This window comes from Pseudomonas sp. 67(2021) (assembly GCF_017491835.1).
Taxonomy (GTDB): Bacteria; Pseudomonadota; Gammaproteobacteria; order Pseudomonadales; family Pseudomonadaceae; genus Aquipseudomonas; species Aquipseudomonas atacamensis.
Map to the genome: position 1 here is coordinate 229,597 of NZ_JAFGYL010000001.1, position 18,269 is coordinate 247,865.

At 61.4% G+C, this 18,269-nt stretch carries 24 protein-coding genes; 17 read left to right on the forward strand and 7 right to left on the reverse strand.

The features are described 5' to 3' along the window. The first annotated feature begins 47 nt into the window (after positions 1-47). The 5 genes from J5M66_RS01000 (at position 48) to J5M66_RS01020 (ending at position 3,945) form a co-directional block, all read left to right on the forward strand. Positions 48-620: a YqgE/AlgH family protein gene (locus J5M66_RS01000; protein WP_207807518.1), complete on the forward strand. Its 573-nt coding sequence runs from the start codon at positions 48-50 to the stop codon at positions 618-620. Beyond that, positions 620-1,057, forward strand: a complete 438-nt coding sequence (gene ruvX / locus J5M66_RS01005) for a Holliday junction resolvase RuvX (RefSeq protein WP_016772738.1) — start codon at positions 620-622, stop codon at positions 1,055-1,057. Before J5M66_RS01000 ends, ruvX begins: the two co-directional genes overlap by 1 nt. Before the next feature lie 81 nt (positions 1,058-1,138). Next, positions 1,139-1,645 (forward strand): bifunctional pyr operon transcriptional regulator/uracil phosphoribosyltransferase PyrR, encoded by a 507-nt coding sequence (gene pyrR / locus J5M66_RS01010; RefSeq protein ID WP_024014655.1) that lies wholly within the window; start codon positions 1,139-1,141, stop codon positions 1,643-1,645. 27 nt (positions 1,646-1,672) lie between these two features. Then, positions 1,673-2,677: an aspartate carbamoyltransferase catalytic subunit gene (locus J5M66_RS01015; RefSeq protein ID WP_123441731.1), complete on the forward strand. Its 1,005-nt coding sequence runs from the start codon at positions 1,673-1,675 to the stop codon at positions 2,675-2,677. Continuing rightward, positions 2,674-3,945 carry a dihydroorotase gene (locus J5M66_RS01020; RefSeq protein ID WP_110603640.1) on the forward strand — a complete coding sequence of 424 codons (1,272 nt, stop codon included), beginning with the start codon at positions 2,674-2,676 and terminating at the stop codon, positions 3,943-3,945. The genes J5M66_RS01015 and J5M66_RS01020 overlap by 4 nt, the downstream gene beginning before the upstream one ends. A gap of 152 nt (positions 3,946-4,097) precedes the next feature. Here the strand turns inward: J5M66_RS01020 and J5M66_RS01025 are convergent, their stop codons facing one another. Next, positions 4,098-4,532 (reverse strand): TM2 domain-containing protein, encoded by a 435-nt coding sequence (locus J5M66_RS01025; RefSeq protein ID WP_016772734.1) that lies wholly within the window; start codon positions 4,530-4,532, stop codon positions 4,098-4,100. Between the two features lie 248 nt (positions 4,533-4,780). Here J5M66_RS01025 and J5M66_RS01030 point away from each other — a divergent pair, with 248 nt between their 5' ends. After that, positions 4,781-5,398: a C40 family peptidase gene (locus J5M66_RS01030; RefSeq protein WP_207807519.1), complete on the forward strand. Its 618-nt coding sequence runs from the start codon at positions 4,781-4,783 to the stop codon at positions 5,396-5,398. 125 nt (positions 5,399-5,523) lie between these two features. Here the strand turns inward: J5M66_RS01030 and J5M66_RS01035 are convergent, their stop codons facing one another. Next, complete coding sequence (locus tag J5M66_RS01035) at positions 5,524-6,558, reverse strand: type IV pilus twitching motility protein PilT (protein ID WP_016772732.1); 1,035 nt, start codon at positions 6,556-6,558, stop codon at positions 5,524-5,526. Between the two features lie 56 nt (positions 6,559-6,614). Here J5M66_RS01035 and J5M66_RS01040 point away from each other — a divergent pair, with 56 nt between their 5' ends. The 10 genes from J5M66_RS01040 (at position 6,615) to J5M66_RS01085 (ending at position 14,008) form a co-directional block, all read left to right on the forward strand. Next, positions 6,615-7,301, forward strand: a complete 687-nt coding sequence (locus J5M66_RS01040) for a YggS family pyridoxal phosphate-dependent enzyme (protein ID WP_016772731.1) — start codon at positions 6,615-6,617, stop codon at positions 7,299-7,301. A 23-nt stretch (positions 7,302-7,324) separates the two neighbouring features. Further along, positions 7,325-8,143: a pyrroline-5-carboxylate reductase gene (gene proC, locus J5M66_RS01045; RefSeq protein ID WP_016772730.1), complete on the forward strand. Its 819-nt coding sequence runs from the start codon at positions 7,325-7,327 to the stop codon at positions 8,141-8,143. A gap of 11 nt (positions 8,144-8,154) precedes the next feature. Then, complete coding sequence (locus J5M66_RS01050; RefSeq protein WP_016772729.1) at positions 8,155-8,745, forward strand: YggT family protein; 591 nt, start codon at positions 8,155-8,157, stop codon at positions 8,743-8,745. Between the two features lie 205 nt (positions 8,746-8,950). Then, positions 8,951-10,090 carry a homoserine O-acetyltransferase gene (locus tag J5M66_RS01055; protein WP_130888301.1) on the forward strand — a complete coding sequence of 380 codons (1,140 nt, stop codon included), beginning with the start codon at positions 8,951-8,953 and terminating at the stop codon, positions 10,088-10,090. A gap of 7 nt (positions 10,091-10,097) precedes the next feature. After that, positions 10,098-10,718, forward strand: coding sequence for a methionine biosynthesis protein MetW (metW, locus tag J5M66_RS01060; RefSeq protein ID WP_039757544.1), 621 nt, complete (start codon positions 10,098-10,100; stop codon positions 10,716-10,718). 26 nt (positions 10,719-10,744) lie between these two features. Then, the gene (locus J5M66_RS01065; protein ID WP_125916669.1) at positions 10,745-11,179 is read left to right on the forward strand and encodes a DUF4426 domain-containing protein; all 435 of its coding nucleotides are present in this window, start codon (positions 10,745-10,747) and stop codon (positions 11,177-11,179) included. Beyond that, the gene (gene rdgB, locus J5M66_RS01070) at positions 11,176-11,772 is read left to right on the forward strand and encodes an RdgB/HAM1 family non-canonical purine NTP pyrophosphatase (RefSeq protein ID WP_024014661.1); all 597 of its coding nucleotides are present in this window, start codon (positions 11,176-11,178) and stop codon (positions 11,770-11,772) included. Before J5M66_RS01065 ends, rdgB begins: the two co-directional genes overlap by 4 nt. Then, positions 11,769-12,974, forward strand: a complete 1,206-nt coding sequence (gene hemW, locus J5M66_RS01075) for a radical SAM family heme chaperone HemW (protein WP_243432825.1) — start codon at positions 11,769-11,771, stop codon at positions 12,972-12,974. Before rdgB ends, hemW begins: the two co-directional genes overlap by 4 nt. 22 nt (positions 12,975-12,996) lie before the next feature. After that, a complete protein-coding gene (locus J5M66_RS01080; RefSeq protein WP_008083808.1) occupies positions 12,997-13,320 on the forward strand; it encodes a DUF3392 domain-containing protein in 324 nt (107 codons plus the stop codon). Positions 13,321-13,459: 139 nt separating this feature from the next. Beyond that, on the forward strand, positions 13,460-14,008 hold the full coding sequence (locus J5M66_RS01085) for an RNA 2'-phosphotransferase (protein ID WP_123441738.1): 549 nt from the start codon (positions 13,460-13,462) through the stop codon (positions 14,006-14,008). Positions 14,009-14,137: 129 nt separating this feature from the next. Here the strand turns inward: J5M66_RS01085 and trmB are convergent, their stop codons facing one another. The 4 genes from trmB to J5M66_RS01105 form a co-directional block, all read right to left on the reverse strand. Next, positions 14,138-14,863 (reverse strand): tRNA (guanosine(46)-N7)-methyltransferase TrmB, encoded by a 726-nt coding sequence (trmB, locus tag J5M66_RS01090; RefSeq protein ID WP_093097446.1) that lies wholly within the window; start codon positions 14,861-14,863, stop codon positions 14,138-14,140. A 9-nt stretch (positions 14,864-14,872) separates the two neighbouring features. Then, positions 14,873-15,667 carry a thiazole synthase gene (locus tag J5M66_RS01095; RefSeq protein ID WP_007964131.1) on the reverse strand — a complete coding sequence of 265 codons (795 nt, stop codon included), beginning with the start codon at positions 15,665-15,667 and terminating at the stop codon, positions 14,873-14,875. A 61-nt stretch (positions 15,668-15,728) separates the two neighbouring features. Continuing rightward, positions 15,729-15,929: a sulfur carrier protein ThiS gene (thiS, locus tag J5M66_RS01100; RefSeq protein ID WP_038861193.1), complete on the reverse strand. Its 201-nt coding sequence runs from the start codon at positions 15,927-15,929 to the stop codon at positions 15,729-15,731. 71 nt (positions 15,930-16,000) lie between these two features. Beyond that, the gene (locus tag J5M66_RS01105) at positions 16,001-16,381 is read right to left on the reverse strand and encodes a DUF423 domain-containing protein (protein ID WP_207807520.1); all 381 of its coding nucleotides are present in this window, start codon (positions 16,379-16,381) and stop codon (positions 16,001-16,003) included. A gap of 74 nt (positions 16,382-16,455) precedes the next feature. Between J5M66_RS01105 and mtgA the strand changes: the two genes are divergently transcribed. Next, complete coding sequence (gene mtgA, locus J5M66_RS01110) at positions 16,456-17,178, forward strand: monofunctional biosynthetic peptidoglycan transglycosylase (protein ID WP_095181330.1); 723 nt, start codon at positions 16,456-16,458, stop codon at positions 17,176-17,178. 179 nt (positions 17,179-17,357) lie between these two features. On the opposite strand, the gene rpoH is transcribed toward mtgA, so the two are convergent. Next, positions 17,358-18,212 carry an RNA polymerase sigma factor RpoH gene (rpoH, locus tag J5M66_RS01115; RefSeq protein ID WP_016772717.1) on the reverse strand — a complete coding sequence of 285 codons (855 nt, stop codon included), beginning with the start codon at positions 18,210-18,212 and terminating at the stop codon, positions 17,358-17,360. Positions 18,213-18,269 lie beyond the last annotated feature (57 nt).

Sequence of the window (18,269 nt, forward strand, 5' to 3'; positions counted from 1 at the left end):
AAAGCCTCAGCTTGTCAGTTCGCCCTTGCGACGCCACACTAGCGCTCATGAAAAACGTCAGCCCCAGCTACCTCAAGCATCACTTCCTGATCGCCATGCCACACATGGCCGACCCGAACTTTGCCCACACCTTGACCTACATCGTCGAGCACACGGCCAATGGCGCGATGGGGCTGGTGGTCAACAGGCCGCAAGACTTGAACCTGGCCGACATCCTCGAACAGCTGCGCCCGGACATCGAGCCGCCGGCGCGTTGCCAGGATGTGCCGATCTTCATCGGCGGGCCGGTGCAGACCGATCGCGGTTTTGTCCTGCACCCGGCGGGCCAGACCTTCCAGGCCACCGCGCAACTGGACGGCGACCTGGCCCTGTCGACTTCGCAGGACGTGCTGTTCGCCATCGCTGACGGCGTCGGCCCCGCGCAGAGCCTGATCACCCTCGGTTACGCCGGTTGGGAAGCCGGGCAACTGGAAGCCGAACTGGCCGACAACGCCTGGCTGACCTGCCCGTTCAACGCCGACATCCTCTTCAACACCCGCAGCGAATTGCGCCTGGAAGCGGCAGCGCGGCACTTGGGCATCGACCTCAATCTGCTCACCCGCCAGGCGGGTCACGCCTGATGGCCCTGCGCCTGATTCTCGGCTTCGACTACGGCACCAAACAGATCGGCGTCGCGGTCGGCCAGGTCATCACCGGCCAGGCCCGCGAGCTGTGCACCCTCAAAGCACAGAATGGCGTGCCGAACTGGGATCAGGTCGAAGCGCTGATAAAAGAATGGAAACCCGACGCCGTAGTGGTCGGCCTGCCGTTGAACATGGACGGCACGCCCAGCGAGATGTGCGTACGCGCGGAGAAATTCGCCCGCCGCCTCAACGGCCGCTACAACCTGCCCTTCTATACCCACGACGAACGCCTGACCACCTTCGAAGCCAAGGGCGAGCGACTGGTGCGTGGCGGGCAGAAAGGCAGTTACCGCGACAACCCGGTGGACGCCATCGCCGCCGCCCTGCTGCTGCAGGGCTGGCTCGATGAAAACACTGCATTGTTTGAATCCTGACAAGCGCTTCGGCGCTTTTCTTTTGGTTATAAACCGAGCTTCGTCCGGCAGGACGCAGCGCGGAATCACGAAGGAGCAACCATGAGCCTGCCCAATCCCGCCGATCTGATCAGCCAGATGGCGACCCGCCTCAAGGCGCACCTTGCCCAGCGTGACATCAGCGAACCGCGTTACATCGGCATCCGCACCGGCGGCATCTGGGTCGCGCAGGCGCTGCTCAAGGAACTGGCCAGCGATGCGCCACTGGGCACGCTGGATGTGTCCTTCTACCGCGACGACTTCAGCCAGAACGGCCTGCACCCGCAAGTGCGCCCGTCCGCCCTGCCCTTCGAGATCGAAGGCCAGCATCTGGTGCTGATCGACGACGTGCTGATGAGCGGTCGGACCATCCGCGCCGCCATGAATGAACTGTTCGATTATGGCCGTCCGGCCAGCGTCACCCTGGTCTGCCTGCTGGACCTGGACGCCGGTGAGCTGCCGATCCGCCCGAACGTGGTCGGCGCCACCCTGACCCTGGCCGGCAACCAGCGGGTCAAGTTGTCCGGCCCCGAGCCGCTGACGCTCGAACTGCAAGACGTCACCCTTTAATCCGCCCTATTGAGAGTCCCCCTCGCGATGACGCCTCTAGATACCAAGCGCCCGCTGCAGCTCAATGATCAGGGCCAGCTGCGCCACTTCCTCTCGCTCGACGGTTTGCACCGCGAGTTGCTGACGGAAATCCTCGACACTGCCGACTCGTTCCTTGAAGTCGGTGCCCGGGCGGTGAAGAAAGTCCCGTTGCTGCGCGGCAAGACCGTGTGCAACGTGTTCTTCGAAAACTCCACGCGCACCCGCACCACGTTTGAACTGGCGGCCCAACGGTTGTCGGCAGACGTGATCACCCTGAACGTGTCGACATCGTCGGCGAGCAAGGGTGAAACGCTGCTCGATACCCTGCGCAACCTTGAAGCGATGGCCGCCGACATGTTCGTCGTGCGCCACGGCGACTCGGGCGCGGCGCACTTCATCGCCGAGCATGTCTGCCCGCAGGTGGCGATCATCAACGGCGGCGACGGCCGGCATGCGCACCCGACCCAGGGCATGCTCGACATGCTCACCATCCGTCGGCACAAGGGCGGTTTCGAAAACCTCTCGGTGGCGATCGTCGGCGACATCCTGCATTCGCGGGTGGCGCGCTCGAACATGCTCGCGCTGAAGACCCTCGGCTGCCCGGACATCCGCGTGATCGCGCCGAAAACCCTGCTGCCGATCGGCATCGAGCAATACGGCGTCAAGGTCTACACCGACATGGCCGAAGGCCTGAAAGACGTCGACGTGGTGATCATGCTGCGTCTGCAACGTGAGCGCATGACCGGCGGCCTGCTGCCCAGCGAAGGCGAGTTCTATCGCCTGTTCGGCCTGACCACCGCACGTCTGGCCGGGGCCAAACCCGATTGCATCGTCATGCACCCGGGGCCGATCAACCGTGGCGTGGAGATCGAGTCGGCGGTGGCCGACGGCCCGCACTCGGTGATCCTCAATCAAGTGACCTACGGCATCGCGATTCGTATGGCCGTGCTGTCCATGGCCATGAGCGGGCAGACTGCGCAACGTCAATTCGAGCAGGAGAACGCCCAGTGAAGCTCAGCATTCTCGGCGCACGCGTCATCGATCCCAGCAGCGGCCTGGATCAAATCACCGACATCCACGTTGAAGCCTGCAAGATCGTCGCCCTCGGCGCCGCACCGGCCGGTTTCAGCGCAGTAGAAACCATCGATGCCCAAGGCCTGGTCGCCGCGCCTGGCCTGGTCGACCTCAACGTTGCCCTGCGCGAGCCGGGCTACAGCCGCAAAGGCTCGATCGTCAGCGAAACCCGCGCCGCTGCTGCCGGTGGCGTGACCAGCCTGTGCTGCCCGCCGAAGACCAAACCGGTGCTCGACACCTCCGCTGTGGCCGAACTGATCCTCGACCGCGCCCGCGAGGCTGGCAACACCAAAGTGTTCCCGATTGGCGCGCTGAGCAAAGGTCTGGACGGTGAGCAACTGGCCGAACTGGTCGCGCTGCGCGACGCCGGTTGCGTGGCGTTCGGCAACGGTCTGGAGAGCTTCCGCAACAGCCGCACCCTGTGCCGGGCGCTGGAATACGCGGCGACTTTCGACCTGACGGTGATCTTCAACTCGCAGGACCACGATCTGGCCGAGGGCGGTCTCGCTCACGAAGGCGCGGTCGCCAGTTTCCTAGGCCTGCCGGGCATCCCGGAAACCGCCGAAACCGTGGCGCTGGCTCGCGATCTGCTACTGGTCGAGCAGACCGGCGTGCGTGCGCACTTCAGCCAGTTGACCAGTGCTCGCGGTGTGGCGCTGATTGCTCAGGCGCAGGCCCGTGGCTTGAAGGTAACGGCGGATGTTGCGTTGTATCAGCTGATCCTGACTGACGAAGCGCTGATCGACTTCAACAGCCTTTATCACGTGCAACCGCCGCTGCGCACCCGTGCCGACCGCGATGGCCTGCGTGAGGCAGTGAAGTCCGGGGTGGTTTCGGCGATCTCCAGCCATCACCAGCCCCACGAGCGCGACGCCAAACTGGCACCGTTCGGCGCGACCGAGCCGGGCATTAGCAGTGTTGAGTTGCTGCTGCCGCTGGCGATGACGCTGGTCGAGGATGGTTTGCTCGACTTGCCGACGCTGCTGGCACGTCTCAGCGCAGGCCCGGCCGAAGCGCTGCGTCTGCCGGCGGGCAAACTGGCGGTAGGTGGTGCGGCGGATATCGTGCTGTTCGATCCGAAGGCATCGACGGTGGCTGGTGAGCACTGGCTGTCGAAGGGCGAGAACTGCCCGTTCATCGGCCACAGTCTGCCGGGCGTGGTGCGCTATACGCTGGTGGATGGGCGGATTACTCACCAGGCATGACTTGCTGCTGAGGGAGATTGTGGCGAGGGGATTTATCCCCGTTCGGCTGCGTAGCAGTCGCGAAGCCATTGCACGCGGTGGAACAAATCCACCGCGTTCTCGGATTCAGGACCGCTTCGCGGCCCAACGGGGATAAATCCCCTCGCCACTACTTACTGGAAGGCGCCGCGATTCTGCGCGTTGCGCACCGACACCTGATCGTTCAGGGTCCAGAAGTCATACAGCACACCAATAAAGAACAACCCGCCGGTCAGCAGATACAGCAGGCCGCTGATCCATTTGCCCTGATACATCCGGTGCACGCCGAACACACCGAGGAAAGTCAGCAGAATCCACGCGACGTTGTACTCGATCGGCCCGGCGGCAAAGCGCAGATCCGCTTCGCGATCCATCGCCGGGATCAGAAACAGGTCGATCAGCCAGCCAATCCCCAGCAAACCGAAGGTGAAGAACCAGATCGTCCCGGTCACCGGTTTGCCGTAATAAAAGCGGTGCGCGCCAGTGAATCCGAAAATCCACAGCAGGTAGCCGATGACTTTGCTGTGAGTGTCTTTTTCTTTCACGCGTGGGAGCTGATAGCTGTTCATTAAGACCTCATTGCACTCGATAGATAAATATTCTTCATTTCTTTGTGACTTTTTTACAGGTGGCCGACGTATGGCAAATGTTACCGTTGCTAGCGCGAAACCCTTGTAGAACCTGACTTCTGTCGGACAATTGCGTACTTTTTGAGCGTTTTTGGTTCCGTAGCCGGCGGAATGAATCGATGAACGGCCTCGGAACGGCAAAAAAAGCTGTTATAAAGTTGCGCGCTATCACTTATGAGCCACGCCTAATGCGACCATTTTTCAAGACATGGCTGACTATTTGCCTATTAATGCCACTGGCCGCCCACGCCACCAATCGTGAGCAACGTCTTCCTAACGTCAACGGCTTCACCCCAAAATCCCATGCTTCGGCTCCTTCGAGCAAAAGCAGCAAGAGCAAGACCACCACGCTGAACAGCAAGAGCCGCAGCAAGCTGGTGCCACCGATGGCGAGCAAGGAAAGCAGCAATGTGCTGAGCCGTGCGGTAAACGTCCTCGGTACACCTTATCGTTGGGGCGGCAGCAGCCCAAGTAAAGGCTTCGATTGCAGCGGTCTGGTGAAATATGCGTTCAACGACGCTACGTTCGACCTGCCACGCACCTCCAATGCCATGGCCAGCGGTCACGGCGAGAAAGTCGAGCGCAAGGATCTGAAGCCGGGCGATCTGATTTTCTTCAACATCAAGAGCCGTCGGGTCAATCACGTTGCCATCTACCTGGGCAACGACCGCTTCATCCACGCCCCGCGCCGGGGCAAAGCGGTGAGCATCGACACGCTGAACAAGCCGTACTGGGAAAAGCATTACGTCGTCGCCAAGCGCGTGTTGCCGAAAGAGCAACAGCAGCTGCGGGTAGTCCAGCGCTAACACCATACCGATCGTTCCCACGCTCCGCGTGGGAATGACTCAATGGACGCTCCGCGTCCGCTTCGGCAGGGACGCAGAGCGTCCCGGGCTGCATTCCCATGCAGAGCGTGGGAACGATCACTCCCTCAAAAGTTATCCGGGGTGCGCGCTTTCTCGCGTGCATGCTCGCGGCTGATCAAGCCCTTGGTGACCAGATCCTTCAGGCACATATCGAGTGTCTGCATGCCCAACGACCCACCGGTCTGAATCGCTGAATACATCTGCGCCACCTTGTCCTCGCGAATGAGGTTACGGATCGCCGATGTCCCGAGCATGATTTCATGCGCCGCCACCCGCCCGCCGCCGATCTTCTTGATCAACGTCTGCGACACCACCGCCAGCAACGACTCCGACAGCATCGAACGGACCATCGACTTCTCGTCGCCGGGAAACACGTCGACCACGCGGTCGATGGTCTTCGCCGCCGAGGTCGTGTGCAGCGTGCCGAACACCAGATGCCCGGTCTCAGCGGCGGTCAGCGCCAGGCGAATGGTTTCCAGATCGCGCATCTCGCCGACCAGAATCACGTCCGGGTCTTCACGCAGGGCCGAGCGCAGTGCAGTGGCGAAGCTGCGGGTATCTCGATGAACTTCGCGCTGATTGATCAGGCATTTGCGCGATTCATGGACGAACTCGATGGGGTCTTCGATGGTGAGAATGTGGTGATGGCGATGGGTGTTGAGGTAATCGATCATCGCCGCCAGCGTGGTCGACTTGCCGGAGCCGGTCGGCCCGGTGACCAGCACCAAACCGCGCGGCGCATCGGTGATCTTGCGGAAAACATCGCCCATGGCGAGGTCTTCCATGCTCAGCACTTTCGACGGGATGGTGCGGAACACCGCGCCGGCGCCACGGTTCTGGTTAAAGGCGTTGACCCGAAAGCGCGCCACGCCGGGTACATCGAAGGAAAAATCCGTTTCCAGATTTTTCTCGAATTCGATGCGCTGGGTGTCGTTCATGATGTCGTAGATCAGATCGTGCACTTGCTTGTGGTCCAGCGCCGGCAGATTGATCCGTCGCACGTCGCCATCGACACGAATCATCGGCGGCAGGCCGGCCGACAGGTGCAGGTCGGAAGCGCCCTGTTTGGCGCTGAAGGCCAGCAGTTCAGTGATATCCATAGCGTCCCTCAATTCCAGTAGAATGCCGCGAACCTACAGACCGCCGGCGCCTCTTGATGTCCACGATAGCAGACAACATCCTTCAGGTTAGTTCGCGCATCCAGGCAGCGGCGAAAGCTGCGCACCGCGACGAAAACAGCATCCATTTGCTCGCCGTGAGCAAGACCAAACCCGCCCAGGCCCTGCGGGAAGCCTATGCGGCGGGCCTGCGCGACTTCGGCGAAAACTACTTGCAGGAAGCCTTGGGCAAACAGCTGGAGCTGGCCGACCTGCCCTTGATCTGGCACTTCATCGGCCCCATTCAATCGAACAAGACTCGCGCGATTGCCGAGCATTTCGACTGGGTGCACTCCGTGGATCGTCTGAAAATTGCCCAACGCCTGTCCGAACAACGCCCGGCCGAACTGCCGCCACTGAACATCTGCATTCAGGTCAATGTCAGCGGCGAGGCGAGCAAATCCGGTTGCACCCCGGCCGATCTGCCAGCGCTGGCCGAGGCAATCAGCGCGCTGCCACGCTTGAAACTGCGCGGACTGATGGCGATTCCCGAGCCGACCGAGGAGCGCGCTGAACAGGACGCTGCCTTCGCCGCCGTACAGGCACTGCAGGCGAGCCTCGCTCTGCCGCTCGACACACTGTCCATGGGCATGAGCCACGACCTTGAGTCGGCCATCGCCCAAGGCGCCACCTGGGTGCGGATCGGTACCGCGCTGTTTGGCGCCAGAGATTATTCCCAGTCTTGAACGTTTCCAGATAAGGACCACACATGAGCAACACACGTATTGCGTTTATCGGTGCGGGCAACATGGCGGCCAGTCTGATTGGCGGCTTGCGCGCCAAAGGTCTGGAAGCGGCGCAGATCCGCGCCAGCGATCCGGGCGAAGACACCCGCGCCAAGGTCAGCGCCGAACACGGCATCGAAACCTTCGCTGACAACGCCCAGGCCATCGACGGCGTCGATGTCATCGTGCTGGCGGTCAAGCCACAGGCGATGAAAGCCGTGTGCGAGGCGATTCGCCCGAGCCTCAAGCCCAATCAACTGGTGGTGTCGATCGCCGCCGGCATCACCTGCGCGAGCATGACCGCGTGGCTCGGCGAACAGCCGATCGTGCGCTGCATGCCGAACACTCCGGCGCTGCTGCGTCAGGGTGTCAGCGGTCTGTACGCGACCAGCGAGGTGAGCGCCGAGCAGCGCCAGCAAGCCGAAGAGCTGCTGTCCGCCGTCGGCATTGCGCTGTGGCTGGAAGAAGAACAGCAACTGGACGCAGTCACCGCAGTGTCCGGCTCCGGCCCGGCGTACTTCTTCCTGCTGATCGAAGCGATGACCGCCGCCGGCGTCAAACTTGGCCTGCCAAAAGAGATCGCTGAGCAACTGACCGTGCAGACTGCTCTGGGCGCCGCGCACATGGCGGTATCCAGCGATGTCGACGCCGCCGAACTGCGTCGCCGCGTGACCTCGCCGAATGGCACCACGGAAGCTGCGATCAAATCATTCCAGGCTGGCGGCTTCGAAGCGCTGGTTGAAACCGCACTCGGCGCCGCCGCGCACCGCTCGGCCGAAATGGCCGAACAACTGGGCAAATAAAGGAGCCTTACATGATCGGATTGAACACCGCAGCGGTTTACGTGCTGCAAACCCTCGGCAGCCTGTACCTGCTGATCGTGCTGCTGCGCTTCGTCCTGCAACTGGTGCGGGCGAACTTCTACAACCCGCTGTGCCAGTTCGTGGTCAAGGCCACTCAGCCGCTGCTCAAGCCTTTGCGCCGGATCATCCCGAGCCTGTTCGGCCTCGACATGTCGTCGCTGGTGCTGGCGATTCTGGTGCAACTGCTGCTGATGGCGCTGACCCTGCTGCTGACCTACGGCACCACTGGCAACCCGCTGCAACTGGTGATCTGGTCGCTGATCGGCGTCACCGCGCTGTTCCTGAAGATCTTCTTCTTCGCCCTGATCATCAGCGTGATCCTGTCGTGGGTCGCACCGGGCAGCCACAATCCGGGCGCTGAACTGGTCAACCAGATCTGTGAACCGGCGCTGGCACCGTTCCGTCGTTTCCTGCCGAACCTCGGCGGCCTGGACCTGTCGCCGATCTTCGCCTTCCTTGCGCTGAAATTGATCGACATGCTGGTGATCAACAATCTGGCGGCGATGACGATGATGCCAGAGATTCTGCGTTTGCTGATGTAAGCCAGTGCGTTCGGTCTGACTGACCGAGTCGCCTTTTTCGCGAGCAGGCTCGCTCCCACATTGGGATGCATTTCAACTGTGGGAGCGAGCCTGCTCGCGAATGGCTGCACCTCGGTCCGAAGCGAAAACGCCGGACCTGATCGTTGCTTGCCGCTAACCCCCCCGGTCTTTAGACTTACGCCTCATTTCAACGAGAGCAGGGTCGATGCCAACTGCCTTTCCCGCCGATTCTGTTGGTCTGGTAACGCCGCAAACCGCGCATTTCAGCGAACCGCTGACGCTGGCCTGTGGCCGTTCGCTGGCCGCTTATGACCTGATTTATGAAACCTACGGCACGCTGAACGCCCAGGCGAGCAACGCCGTGCTGATCTGCCACGCGCTGTCCGGTCATCATCACGCCGCTGGTTATCACAGCGTCGACGACCGCAAGCCCGGTTGGTGGGACAGCTGCATCGGCCCCGGCAAGCCGATCGACACCAACAAGTTCTTTGTGGTCAGCCTGAACAACCTCGGTGGCTGCAACGGCTCCACCGGCCCGAGCAGTATCAACCCGGAAACCGGCAAGCCGTTCGGCGCCGATTTCCCGGTGCTCACCGTGGAAGACTGGGTGCACAGCCAAGCGCGTCTGGCTGACCTGCTCGGCATCCGCCAGTGGGCAGCGGTGATCGGCGGCAGCCTCGGCGGCATGCAGGCCCTGCAATGGACCATCACCTACCCGGATCGCGTGCGGCACTGCCTGGCGATCGCCTCGGCACCAAAACTGTCGGCGCAGAACATCGCCTTCAACGAAGTCGCGCGCCAGGCGATCCTCACCGATCCGGAATTCCACGGCGGTTCGTTCCAGGAAGCCGGCGTGATCCCCAAGCGCGGGCTGATGCTGGCGCGCATGGTCGGGCACATTACCTATCTGTCCGACGACTCCATGGGTGAGAAATTCGGCCGTGGCCTGAAGAGCGAAAAGCTCAACTACGACTTCCACAGCGTCGAGTTCCAGGTCGAAAGCTACTTGCGTTACCAGGGCGAAGAGTTCTCCGGGCGCTTCGATGCCAATACTTATCTGTTGATGACCAAAGCGCTGGATTACTTCGATCCGGCGGCGAACTTCGACGATGATCTGGCGAAAACCTTTGAAAACGCTACGGCCAAGTTCTGCGTGATGTCGTTCACCACCGACTGGCGCTTCTCCCCGGCTCGCTCGCGAGAACTGGTGGATGCGCTGATGGCCGCGCGCAAGGACGTCAGTTATCTGGAAATTGACGCACCGCAGGGCCACGACGCCTTTCTGATTCCGATCCCGCGTTACTTGCAGGCGTTCGGCAATTACATGAACCGCATTTCGTTGTGAGAAAGCCATGAGAGCTGATCTGGAAATCATCCAGGAATGGATCCCCGCCGGCAGCCGCGTCCTCGACCTGGGTTGCGGTGACGGCGAGCTGCTGACCTGGCTGCGCGACAACAAGAACGTCACCGGTTATGGCCTGGAAAACGACGCCGACAACATCGCCGAGTGCGTGGCCAAGGGCATCAACGTCATCGAGCAGGATCTGGACAAAGGCCTGGGCAATTTTGCCAGCAACAGTTTCGACATCGTCGTCATGACCCAGGCCCTGCAGGCGGTGCATTACCCGGACAGGATCCTCGACGAAATGCTCCGGGTCGGCCGTCAGTGCATCATCACCTTCCCCAACTTCGGCCACTGGCGCTGCCGCTGGTATCTGGCGAGCAAGGGCCGCATGCCGGTGTCCGAGTTTCTGCCGTACACCTGGTACAACACGCCGAACATCCACTTCTGCACCTTCGAGGATTTCGAAGAACTGTGCCGCGAACGTGATGCGAAGGTCATTGATCGGCTTGCCGTGGATCAACAGCACCGCCACGGGTGGGCCAGTAAGCTATGGCCTAATCTGTTAGGTGAAATCGGTATCTACCGCGTCAGCAGTCCGCAGTTGGCGGACCACCGAGTCGCGGTCTGAGCCTGGGCATTTGAAGGAGCACGAACATGAGTCGTCTAGCGTTGCTGTTACTCACCGCCTGCCTGAGCGCCAGTGCCATGGCGGCGGACGTCATCAAAGGTGAACGCAAGGAAACCTTCGGCGACATCACGGTACACTACAACACGTTCAACTCGACGTTCCTGCAACCGGACATCGCCAAGGCTGCCGAGCTGATCCGCAGCAAGAACCAGGGCGTGATCAACGTCTCGGTGGTCAAGGACGGCAAACCGCTGATCGCCAGCGTCACCGGCACGATCAAGGACCTGACCAGCAACAGCGTGGCGCTGAAATTCCGCCAGGTCACCGAGCAGGGCGCGATCTACTACATCGCCCAGTACCCGGTGCCGCAGCAGGAAACCCGCACCTTTGAAATCAAGGTGCAAAACGGCGACAAGATCAACACCATCAATTTCAACCAAGAACTCTTTCCCGGCGAATGATGAACATCAAGCAGCTCGTACTGGCCAGCCATAACGCCGGCAAACTCAAAGAACTCCAGGCCATGCTCGGCGACTCGGTGCAACTGCGCTCGATTGGCGAATGGAGCAAGGTCGAGCCGGAAGAAACCGGCCTGTCGTTCGTCGAGAACGCGATCCTCAAGGCCCGCAATGCCGCGCGCATTTCCGGGCTGCCGGCACTGGCCGACGATTCCGGGCTGGCAGTGGACTTCCTCGGCGGCGCACCGGGCATCTATTCGGCGCGTTACGCCGACGGCCAGGGCGACGCGGCGAACAACGCCAAACTGCTCGATGCGCTGAAGGACGTGCCGCAAGCTGAGCGCGGCGCGCAGTTCGTCTGCGTGCTGGCACTGGTGCGCCACGCCGATGATCCGCTGCCGATCCTCTGCGAAGGCCTGTGGCACGGGCGCATCCTCACCGCTGCCAGCGGCGAGCACGGCTTCGGTTATGACCCACTGTTCTGGGTGCCGGAGCGCGACTGCTCCAGCGCCGAACTGAGCCCGGCCGACAAAAACCAGATCAGCCACCGCGCCCGTGCAATGGATCTGCTGCGCCAGCGTCTGGGCTTGAAATGACCGACAGCCCCTCTGCGTCGTCGCTGATCATCGGCGGCGCCGCTTCTTCGCCTCGGGCGCCGCTGCCCACCCTGCCGCCCCTGGCGCTGTACATCCACATTCCGTGGTGTGTGCGCAAATGCCCGTACTGCGATTTCAACTCGCACACCGCCAGCCCGGTGCTGCCGGAGCAGGAATACGTCGACGCGCTGCTGGCCGATCTCGACCAGGATCTGCATGCGGTGTATGGCCGTGAGCTGACCTCGATTTTCTTTGGTGGCGGGACGCCGAGTCTGTTCAGCGCCGAAGCCCTCGGACGCTTGTTGCAGGGCGTCGAGCAACGCATCCCGTTCGCCGCCGACATCGAAATCACCCTTGAGGCCAATCCGGGCACCTTCGAGCAAGAGAAGTTTGTTGCTTATCGCAAGCTGGGGATCAATCGCCTGTCGATCGGCATCCAGAGTTTCCAGCAGGAAAAGCTAGAAGCCCTCGGCCGCATTCACAACGGTGACGAAGCCGTGCGTGCGGCGGGCATGGCCCGGCAGGCCGGGTTCGATAACTTCAATCTCGATCTCATGCACGGTTTGCCCGATCAGTCGCTGGACGATGCCTTGAGCGATCTGCGCCTGGCCATCGCGCTGAAGCCGACGCACATTTCCTGGTATCAACTGACGCTGGAGCCGAACACGGTGTTCTGGAACCAGCCGCCAGTGCTGCCGGAAGACGACACGCTGTGGGACATTCAGGAAGCCGGTCAGGCGCTGCTGGCCGAGCACGGTTACGCGCAATACGAAGTCTCGGCGTACGCCCAGGCCGGGCGACCGGCGCGGCACAACCTCAATTACTGGAGTTTCGGCGACTTCATCGGCATCGGCGCCGGCGCCCATGGCAAGCTGAGTCACCCGGACGGGCGCATCGTGCGCACATGGAAAACCCGGCTGCCGAAGGATTATCTGAACCCGGCGAAAAGCTTTCAGGCCGGCGAGAAATCCCTGAGCAATGACGAGATGCCGTTCGAGTTCCTGATGAACGCCCTGCGCCTGACTGCCGGGGTCGAATCGCGCCTGTATCCGGAGCGCACCGGCCTGTCGCTGGACACCCTCGCCGAAGGCCGGCGCGAGGCCGAACAAAGCGGCCTGTTGCAGGTCGAACCGTCACGCCTGGCGGCGACCGAACGCGGCCAGCTGTTCCTCAACGACTTGCTGCAACAATTTCTGAACTGACTTCAGCTCAAAGGGAAAACGCATGGATTTGATACTCGACCTGCTGGCCACCGTCTCCCGCTGGAGCCGCAGCAATCTCTCGGAAATCGCTCTGGCGCTGGTCGGTTGCCTGCTGGTGCTGTTCGGCGCTGACTTCAAAGGCTGGGTCGAACAACGCCTGGGCAGCATCGCCGGCGCCCTGCGCGTGCCCCTGATGGCCCTGCTCTGCCTGATCGGCAGCGGCGCCGCGCTGATCTACGCCACGCCGTGGGTGATCAAAGGCCTGAGCCAGTTCAACAACTACAGCCTGGCGCCGGTGCTGCTGGTGGTACTGGTGCTGATCGGCGTGGTTGCTGACCGCCGCTGACCCCGCAAACACCCCGAAACGAAATGTGGGAGCGAGCCTGCTCGCGAAGGCGTCATGACATCCAACATCATCGTTGATTGTCAGACCGCTTTCGCGAGCAGGCTCGCTCCCACAGTTGATTGCAATGAAAGGGAAGTTCATGAGTAAAAAACTACTGGATGAGACGAGCAAATTTCTCAGCTTCGTGTTGCGTCACCAGCCTCAAGCGATTGGTCTTACGCTGGATTCGGATGGCTGGGCAAATATCGACGCACTGATCAGCGGCGCGGCGCGTGATGGCAGACATTTAAGTCGTGAGCTGATTGAAAACGTCGTGACCAGCAGTGACAAGAAGCGTTTTACGATTTCCGCTGATGGCCACTGTATACGCGCTGTTCAAGGCCACTCGACGAAAAGCGTTGATCTGCAATTCGAGCAGAAACAGCCACCGCAAACGCTCTACCACGGAACAGCGACGCGTTTTCTCGACTCGATCCACGAACAAGGCTTGATTCCAGGACAACGCCATCAGGTGCATCTGTCCGATGAGATCGCCACCGCGTCGGCCGTGGGTCAACGCTACGGAACGCCAGTCGTTCTGAAGGTTGCCGCGAAGCAGATGGAAGAACAGGGCTTCAAGTTCTATCAGGCCGAAAATGGCGTCTGGTTGACAGAGCAGGTGCCCGCTCGATTTCTTGCCCCCCTGTAATCTCCTCATACACAAAATAATTGTGGGAGCGAGCCTGCTCGCGAAGGCGTCTTAACATCCAACATCATCGTTGATTGTCAGACCGCTTTCGCGAGCAGGCTCGCTCCCACAGTTTTTATTGCGTGATGCTTAAGCGATCTTTTCGAACTTCAGATCCCACACGCCATGGCCAAGGCGTTCGCCGCGGCGTTCGAACTTGGTGATCGGGCGTTCGGCCGGGCGCGGGACGCATTTGCCGTCTTCGGCGAGGTTGCGGTAGCCCGGGGCGACGCTCATCACTTCCAGCATGTACTCGGCGTACGGTTCCCAGTCGGTGGCCATGTGCAGAATGCCGCCGACCTTGAGCTTGCTGCGCACCAGTTCGGCGAACGAGGCCTGGACGATGCGGCGCTTGTGGTGGCGGCTCTTGTGCCACGGATCCGGGAAAAACAGCATCAGACGATCGAGGCTGTTGTCGGCGATGCAGCGGTTGAGCACTTCGATCGCGTCGCAATCGTAGACCCGCAGGTTGGTCAGCCCTTGGGTCAGCACGCCATTGAGCAGCGCGCCGACACCCGGGCGGTGCACTTCCACACCGATGAAATCCTGCTCTGGGGCAGCTGCGGCCATTTCCAGCAGCGAGTGGCCCATGCCGAAACCGATTTCCAGCGAGCGCGGCGCCGAGCGGCCGAACACCTGGTCGTAATCGACCGGCGCATCGGCCAGCGGCAGCACGTACAGCGGCGCGCCCTGGTCCAGGCCGCGTTGCTGGCCTTCGGTCATGCGCCCGGCGCGCATCACGAAGCTCTTGATGCGGCGGTGTTGGCGCTCGTCGCCTTCGTCCGGCTGGACAGGCGTGTCGTTCGATTCAGTCATCAATGGCTCTTACTTGATCAGACCATCCAGCGGCGAAGAGGCGCTGGCATAGAGTTTTTTCGGCATGCGGCCGGCGAGGTACGCCAGGCGACCGGCGACGATGGCGTGCTGCATGGCTTGGGCCATCATCACCGGTTGCTGGGCGTGGGCGATGGCCGAGTTCATCAGTACGGCGTCGCAACCCAGCTCCATGGCGATGGTCGCGTCGGAAGCGGTCCCGACACCGGCATCCACCAGCACCGGGATCTTGGCTTCTTCGAGGATGATCTGCAGGTTGTACGGATTGCAGATGCCCAGACCGGAGCCGATCAGACCGGCCAGCGGCATCACGGCGATGCAGCCGATTTCCGCCAACTGGCGAGCGATGATCGGGTCATCGCTGGTGTAGACCATCACGTCGAAGCCTTCCTTGACCAGGGTTTCGGCGGCCTTGAGGGTTTCGATCACGTTGGGGAACAGGGTTTTCTGGTCGGCCAGCACTTCCAGCTTCACCAGATTGTGGCCGTCGAGCAGCTCACGGGCCAGGCGGCAGGTGCGCACGGCTTCGATGGCGTCGTAGCAACCGGCAGTGTTCGGCAGGAAGGTGTAGCGATCCGGCGACAGCACTTCGAGCAGGTTCGGCTCGCCTTCGATCTGGCCCAGGTTGGTGCGGCGCACGGCGAAGGTGACGATCTCGGCACCCGAGGCTTCGATGGCCTGGCGGGTTTCTTCCATGTCACGGTACTTGCCGGTACCGACCAGCAAACGCGACTGGTAAGTACGACCGGCCAGCACAAAAGGCTTGTCGCTACGAACGATGCTCATGGGGAATCCTCTTTAAGGGTGAGGGTCTTGCAAAATTCTGTGCCCTTGCGGGCCGGGACAATCAGCCGCCGCCGATGGCGTGGACCACTTCGACGTTGTCGCCGTCGTTCAATGTGGTGTCGGCATGCTGGCTGCGCGGGACGATGTCCAGATTGAGCTCGACCGCCACCCGACGTCCGGCCAGATCCAGACGGGTGATCAGGCCCGCAACGGTTTCACCGTCGGGCAATTCAAAGGACTCGCCGTTCAACTGAATGCGCATGCACAACGCCGCCATCATTTTTAGGGGCTGGCATTCTAGCCCGATCATGACCTAAAGGTCAGTACCAAGCGTCAAGCGGTTGGCTGCAAGCGCCAGGCGGCGAGGCCGAGGCAAACCCAACCGATGAGAAACGCCAGGCCTCCGAACGGCGTGATGATGCCGAGTTTGCTGATGCCGGTCATGGTCAGCAGATACAGGCTGCCGGAGAACAACACAATGCCGACGGTGAAGGACAGGCCGGCCCAAGTAATCAGGCGCCCTTGAATCTGCGTGGCCAGCAGCGCAACGCCGAACAGCGCGAGTGCGTGCACCAGTTGGTAGGTGACGCCGGTGTGGAAAATCGTCAGGTATTCCGGCGTCAGACGGTTTTTCAGGCCGTGGGCGGCAAACGCACCGAGCGCAACACCGGTGAATCCGAAAAAAGCGGCCAGCATCAAAAAGCCACGCAGCATGGGGAACTCCAGTCAGACGCCATCGGCAGGGTCTGTATAATGGCCCGCTCCACGGGTTCGGCCAAGCCATCTCTATGCTGCGTTCAATTTTCCGTCGTCTCACGAAGGCTCTGCTCTGGTTCGCCGGCGGCAGCGTCTTGCTGGTGCTGGTGTTCCGCTTCGTGCCACCGCCGGGTACGGCGTTGATGGTCGAGCGCAAGGTCGAATCCTGGGTCGACGGCGAGCCGATTGACCTGCAGCGCACCTGGAAACCGTGGAACGAGATCTCCGATGACCTGAAAGTGGCGGTAATTGCTGGCGAAGACCAGAAATTCCCCGAGCACTGGGGCTTCGATCTGCGCGCGATTCAGGCCGCTCTGGCCCACAACGAACTGGGCGGTTCGATTCGCGGTGCCAGCACCTTGAGCCAGCAGGTGTCGAAAAATCTCTTTCTCTGGTCCGGCCGCAGCTATCTGCGCAAAGGCCTGGAGGCGTGGTTTACCGCGCTGATCGAGGTGTTCTGGCCCAAGCAGCGGATTCTTGAGGTGTACCTGAACAGCGTCGAGTGGGATGACGGCGTATTTGGCGCTGAAGCGGCGGCCCGCCACCACTTTGGCGTGAGCGCGAAGTCATTGTCGCGCCAGCAGGCGAGTTATCTGGCTGCCGTACTGCCCAATCCACGGGTGTGGAGCGCGAGTCATCCGACCGGTTATGTATCGCGACGTGCCGGGTGGATTCGGCAGCAGATGAGTCAGTTGGGCGGGGACAGTTATTTGCTCGGGCTGAACGATTCGCGGCGGGCGCCTTGGGCTGAATAACACCGAAATTCCAATGTGGGAGCGAGCCTGCTCGCGAAAGCGGTGTGTCAGCCTGTGTTGATGTGACTGATAAACCGCATTCGCGAGCAGGCTCGCTCCCACAGGGATTGGTGTTGAAACAGAAATGAAAACGCCCCGATCATCGCTGATCGGGGCGTTTTTTATTGCTGATGCGCCGCTTACGCGGCGATCGACAACTTGAGCTTGTTCATCGCGCTCTTTTCGAGCTGACGGATTCGCTCGGCCGACACGTTGTACTTCTGCGCCAGGTCGTGCAGCGTGGCTTTCTCTTCTGCCAGCCAGCGCTGGTAGAGGATGTCACGGCTGCGCTCGTCCAGCACTTCCAGTGCTTCGTGCAGGTTGGTGTTGGAGTTGTCGCTCCAGTCGGCATCTTCCAGTTGACGCGCCGGGTCGTACCGGTGGTCTTCCAGATAGTTGGCCGGCGACTGGAAAGCACTGTCGTCGTCGGCTTCGGCAGCCGGGTCGAAGGCCATGTCGTGGCCGGTCAGGCGGCTTTCCATCTCGCGCACTTCACGTGGTTCGACGCCGAGGCTTTCCGCCACACGGTGGACTTCCTCGTTGTTCAGCCACGCCAGACGCTTCTTCTGGCTGCGCAGGTTGAAGAACAGCTTGCGCTGGGCCTTGGTGGTCGCGACTTTCACAATGCGCCAGTTGCGCAGGATGAACTCGTGAATTTCCGCCTTGATCCAGTGCACGGCGAACGACACCAGACGCACACCCATTTCCGGGTTGAAGCGCTTGACGGCCTTCATCAGTCCGACGTTACCTTCCTGGATCAGGTCAGCCTGAGCCAGACCGTAGCCGGAATAGCTACGGGCAATGTGTACGACGAAACGCAGGTGGGCGAGCACCATCTGCCGAGCCGCCCCCAAATCCTGCTCATAGTAGAGACTCTCGGCCAGTTCACGCTCCTGCTCCGGCGTCAGCAATGGAATGCTGTTGACGGTGTGCACATAGGCTTCCAGGTTCGCACCCGGAACCAGCGCATACGCAGGTTGCAAAGAATTGGTCATACGAAAAAACCTCCCACTCACATACTCGTGCCTCTCGGCACTGCGAAAAATTGACCG

Excerpts from the sequence above, each read along its gene's own strand:
- J5M66_RS01000 (WP_207807518.1), top strand. The coding sequence starts at position 48 with ATGAAAAACGTCAGCCCCAGCTACCTCAAGCATCACTTCCTGATCGCC.
- ruvX (WP_016772738.1), top strand. The coding sequence starts at position 620 with ATGGCCCTGCGCCTGATTCTCGGCTTCGACTACGGCACCAAACAGATC.
- pyrR (WP_024014655.1), top strand. The coding sequence starts at position 1,139 with ATGAGCCTGCCCAATCCCGCCGATCTGATCAGCCAGATGGCGACCCGC.
- J5M66_RS01015 (WP_123441731.1), top strand. The coding sequence starts at position 1,673 with ATGACGCCTCTAGATACCAAGCGCCCGCTGCAGCTCAATGATCAGGGC.
- J5M66_RS01025 (WP_016772734.1), bottom strand. The coding sequence starts at position 4,532 with ATGAACAGCTATCAGCTCCCACGCGTGAAAGAAAAAGACACTCACAGC.
- J5M66_RS01030 (WP_207807519.1), top strand. The coding sequence starts at position 4,781 with ATGCGACCATTTTTCAAGACATGGCTGACTATTTGCCTATTAATGCCA.
- J5M66_RS01035 (WP_016772732.1), bottom strand. The coding sequence starts at position 6,558 with ATGGATATCACTGAACTGCTGGCCTTCAGCGCCAAACAGGGCGCTTCC.
- J5M66_RS01040 (WP_016772731.1), top strand. The coding sequence starts at position 6,615 with ATGTCCACGATAGCAGACAACATCCTTCAGGTTAGTTCGCGCATCCAG.
- proC (WP_016772730.1), top strand. The coding sequence starts at position 7,325 with ATGAGCAACACACGTATTGCGTTTATCGGTGCGGGCAACATGGCGGCC.
- J5M66_RS01050 (WP_016772729.1), top strand. The coding sequence starts at position 8,155 with ATGATCGGATTGAACACCGCAGCGGTTTACGTGCTGCAAACCCTCGGC.
- J5M66_RS01055 (WP_130888301.1), top strand. The coding sequence starts at position 8,951 with ATGCCAACTGCCTTTCCCGCCGATTCTGTTGGTCTGGTAACGCCGCAA.
- metW (WP_039757544.1), top strand. The coding sequence starts at position 10,098 with ATGAGAGCTGATCTGGAAATCATCCAGGAATGGATCCCCGCCGGCAGC.
- J5M66_RS01065 (WP_125916669.1), top strand. The coding sequence starts at position 10,745 with ATGAGTCGTCTAGCGTTGCTGTTACTCACCGCCTGCCTGAGCGCCAGT.
- rdgB (WP_024014661.1), top strand. The coding sequence starts at position 11,176 with ATGATGAACATCAAGCAGCTCGTACTGGCCAGCCATAACGCCGGCAAA.
- hemW (WP_243432825.1), top strand. The coding sequence starts at position 11,769 with ATGACCGACAGCCCCTCTGCGTCGTCGCTGATCATCGGCGGCGCCGCT.
- J5M66_RS01080 (WP_008083808.1), top strand. The coding sequence starts at position 12,997 with ATGGATTTGATACTCGACCTGCTGGCCACCGTCTCCCGCTGGAGCCGC.
- J5M66_RS01085 (WP_123441738.1), top strand. The coding sequence starts at position 13,460 with ATGAGTAAAAAACTACTGGATGAGACGAGCAAATTTCTCAGCTTCGTG.
- trmB (WP_093097446.1), bottom strand. The coding sequence starts at position 14,863 with ATGACTGAATCGAACGACACGCCTGTCCAGCCGGACGAAGGCGACGAG.
- J5M66_RS01095 (WP_007964131.1), bottom strand. The coding sequence starts at position 15,667 with ATGAGCATCGTTCGTAGCGACAAGCCTTTTGTGCTGGCCGGTCGTACT.
- thiS (WP_038861193.1), bottom strand. The coding sequence starts at position 15,929 with ATGCGCATTCAGTTGAACGGCGAGTCCTTTGAATTGCCCGACGGTGAA.
- J5M66_RS01105 (WP_207807520.1), bottom strand. The coding sequence starts at position 16,381 with ATGCTGCGTGGCTTTTTGATGCTGGCCGCTTTTTTCGGATTCACCGGT.
- mtgA (WP_095181330.1), top strand. The coding sequence starts at position 16,456 with ATGCTGCGTTCAATTTTCCGTCGTCTCACGAAGGCTCTGCTCTGGTTC.
- rpoH (WP_016772717.1), bottom strand. The coding sequence starts at position 18,212 with ATGACCAATTCTTTGCAACCTGCGTATGCGCTGGTTCCGGGTGCGAAC.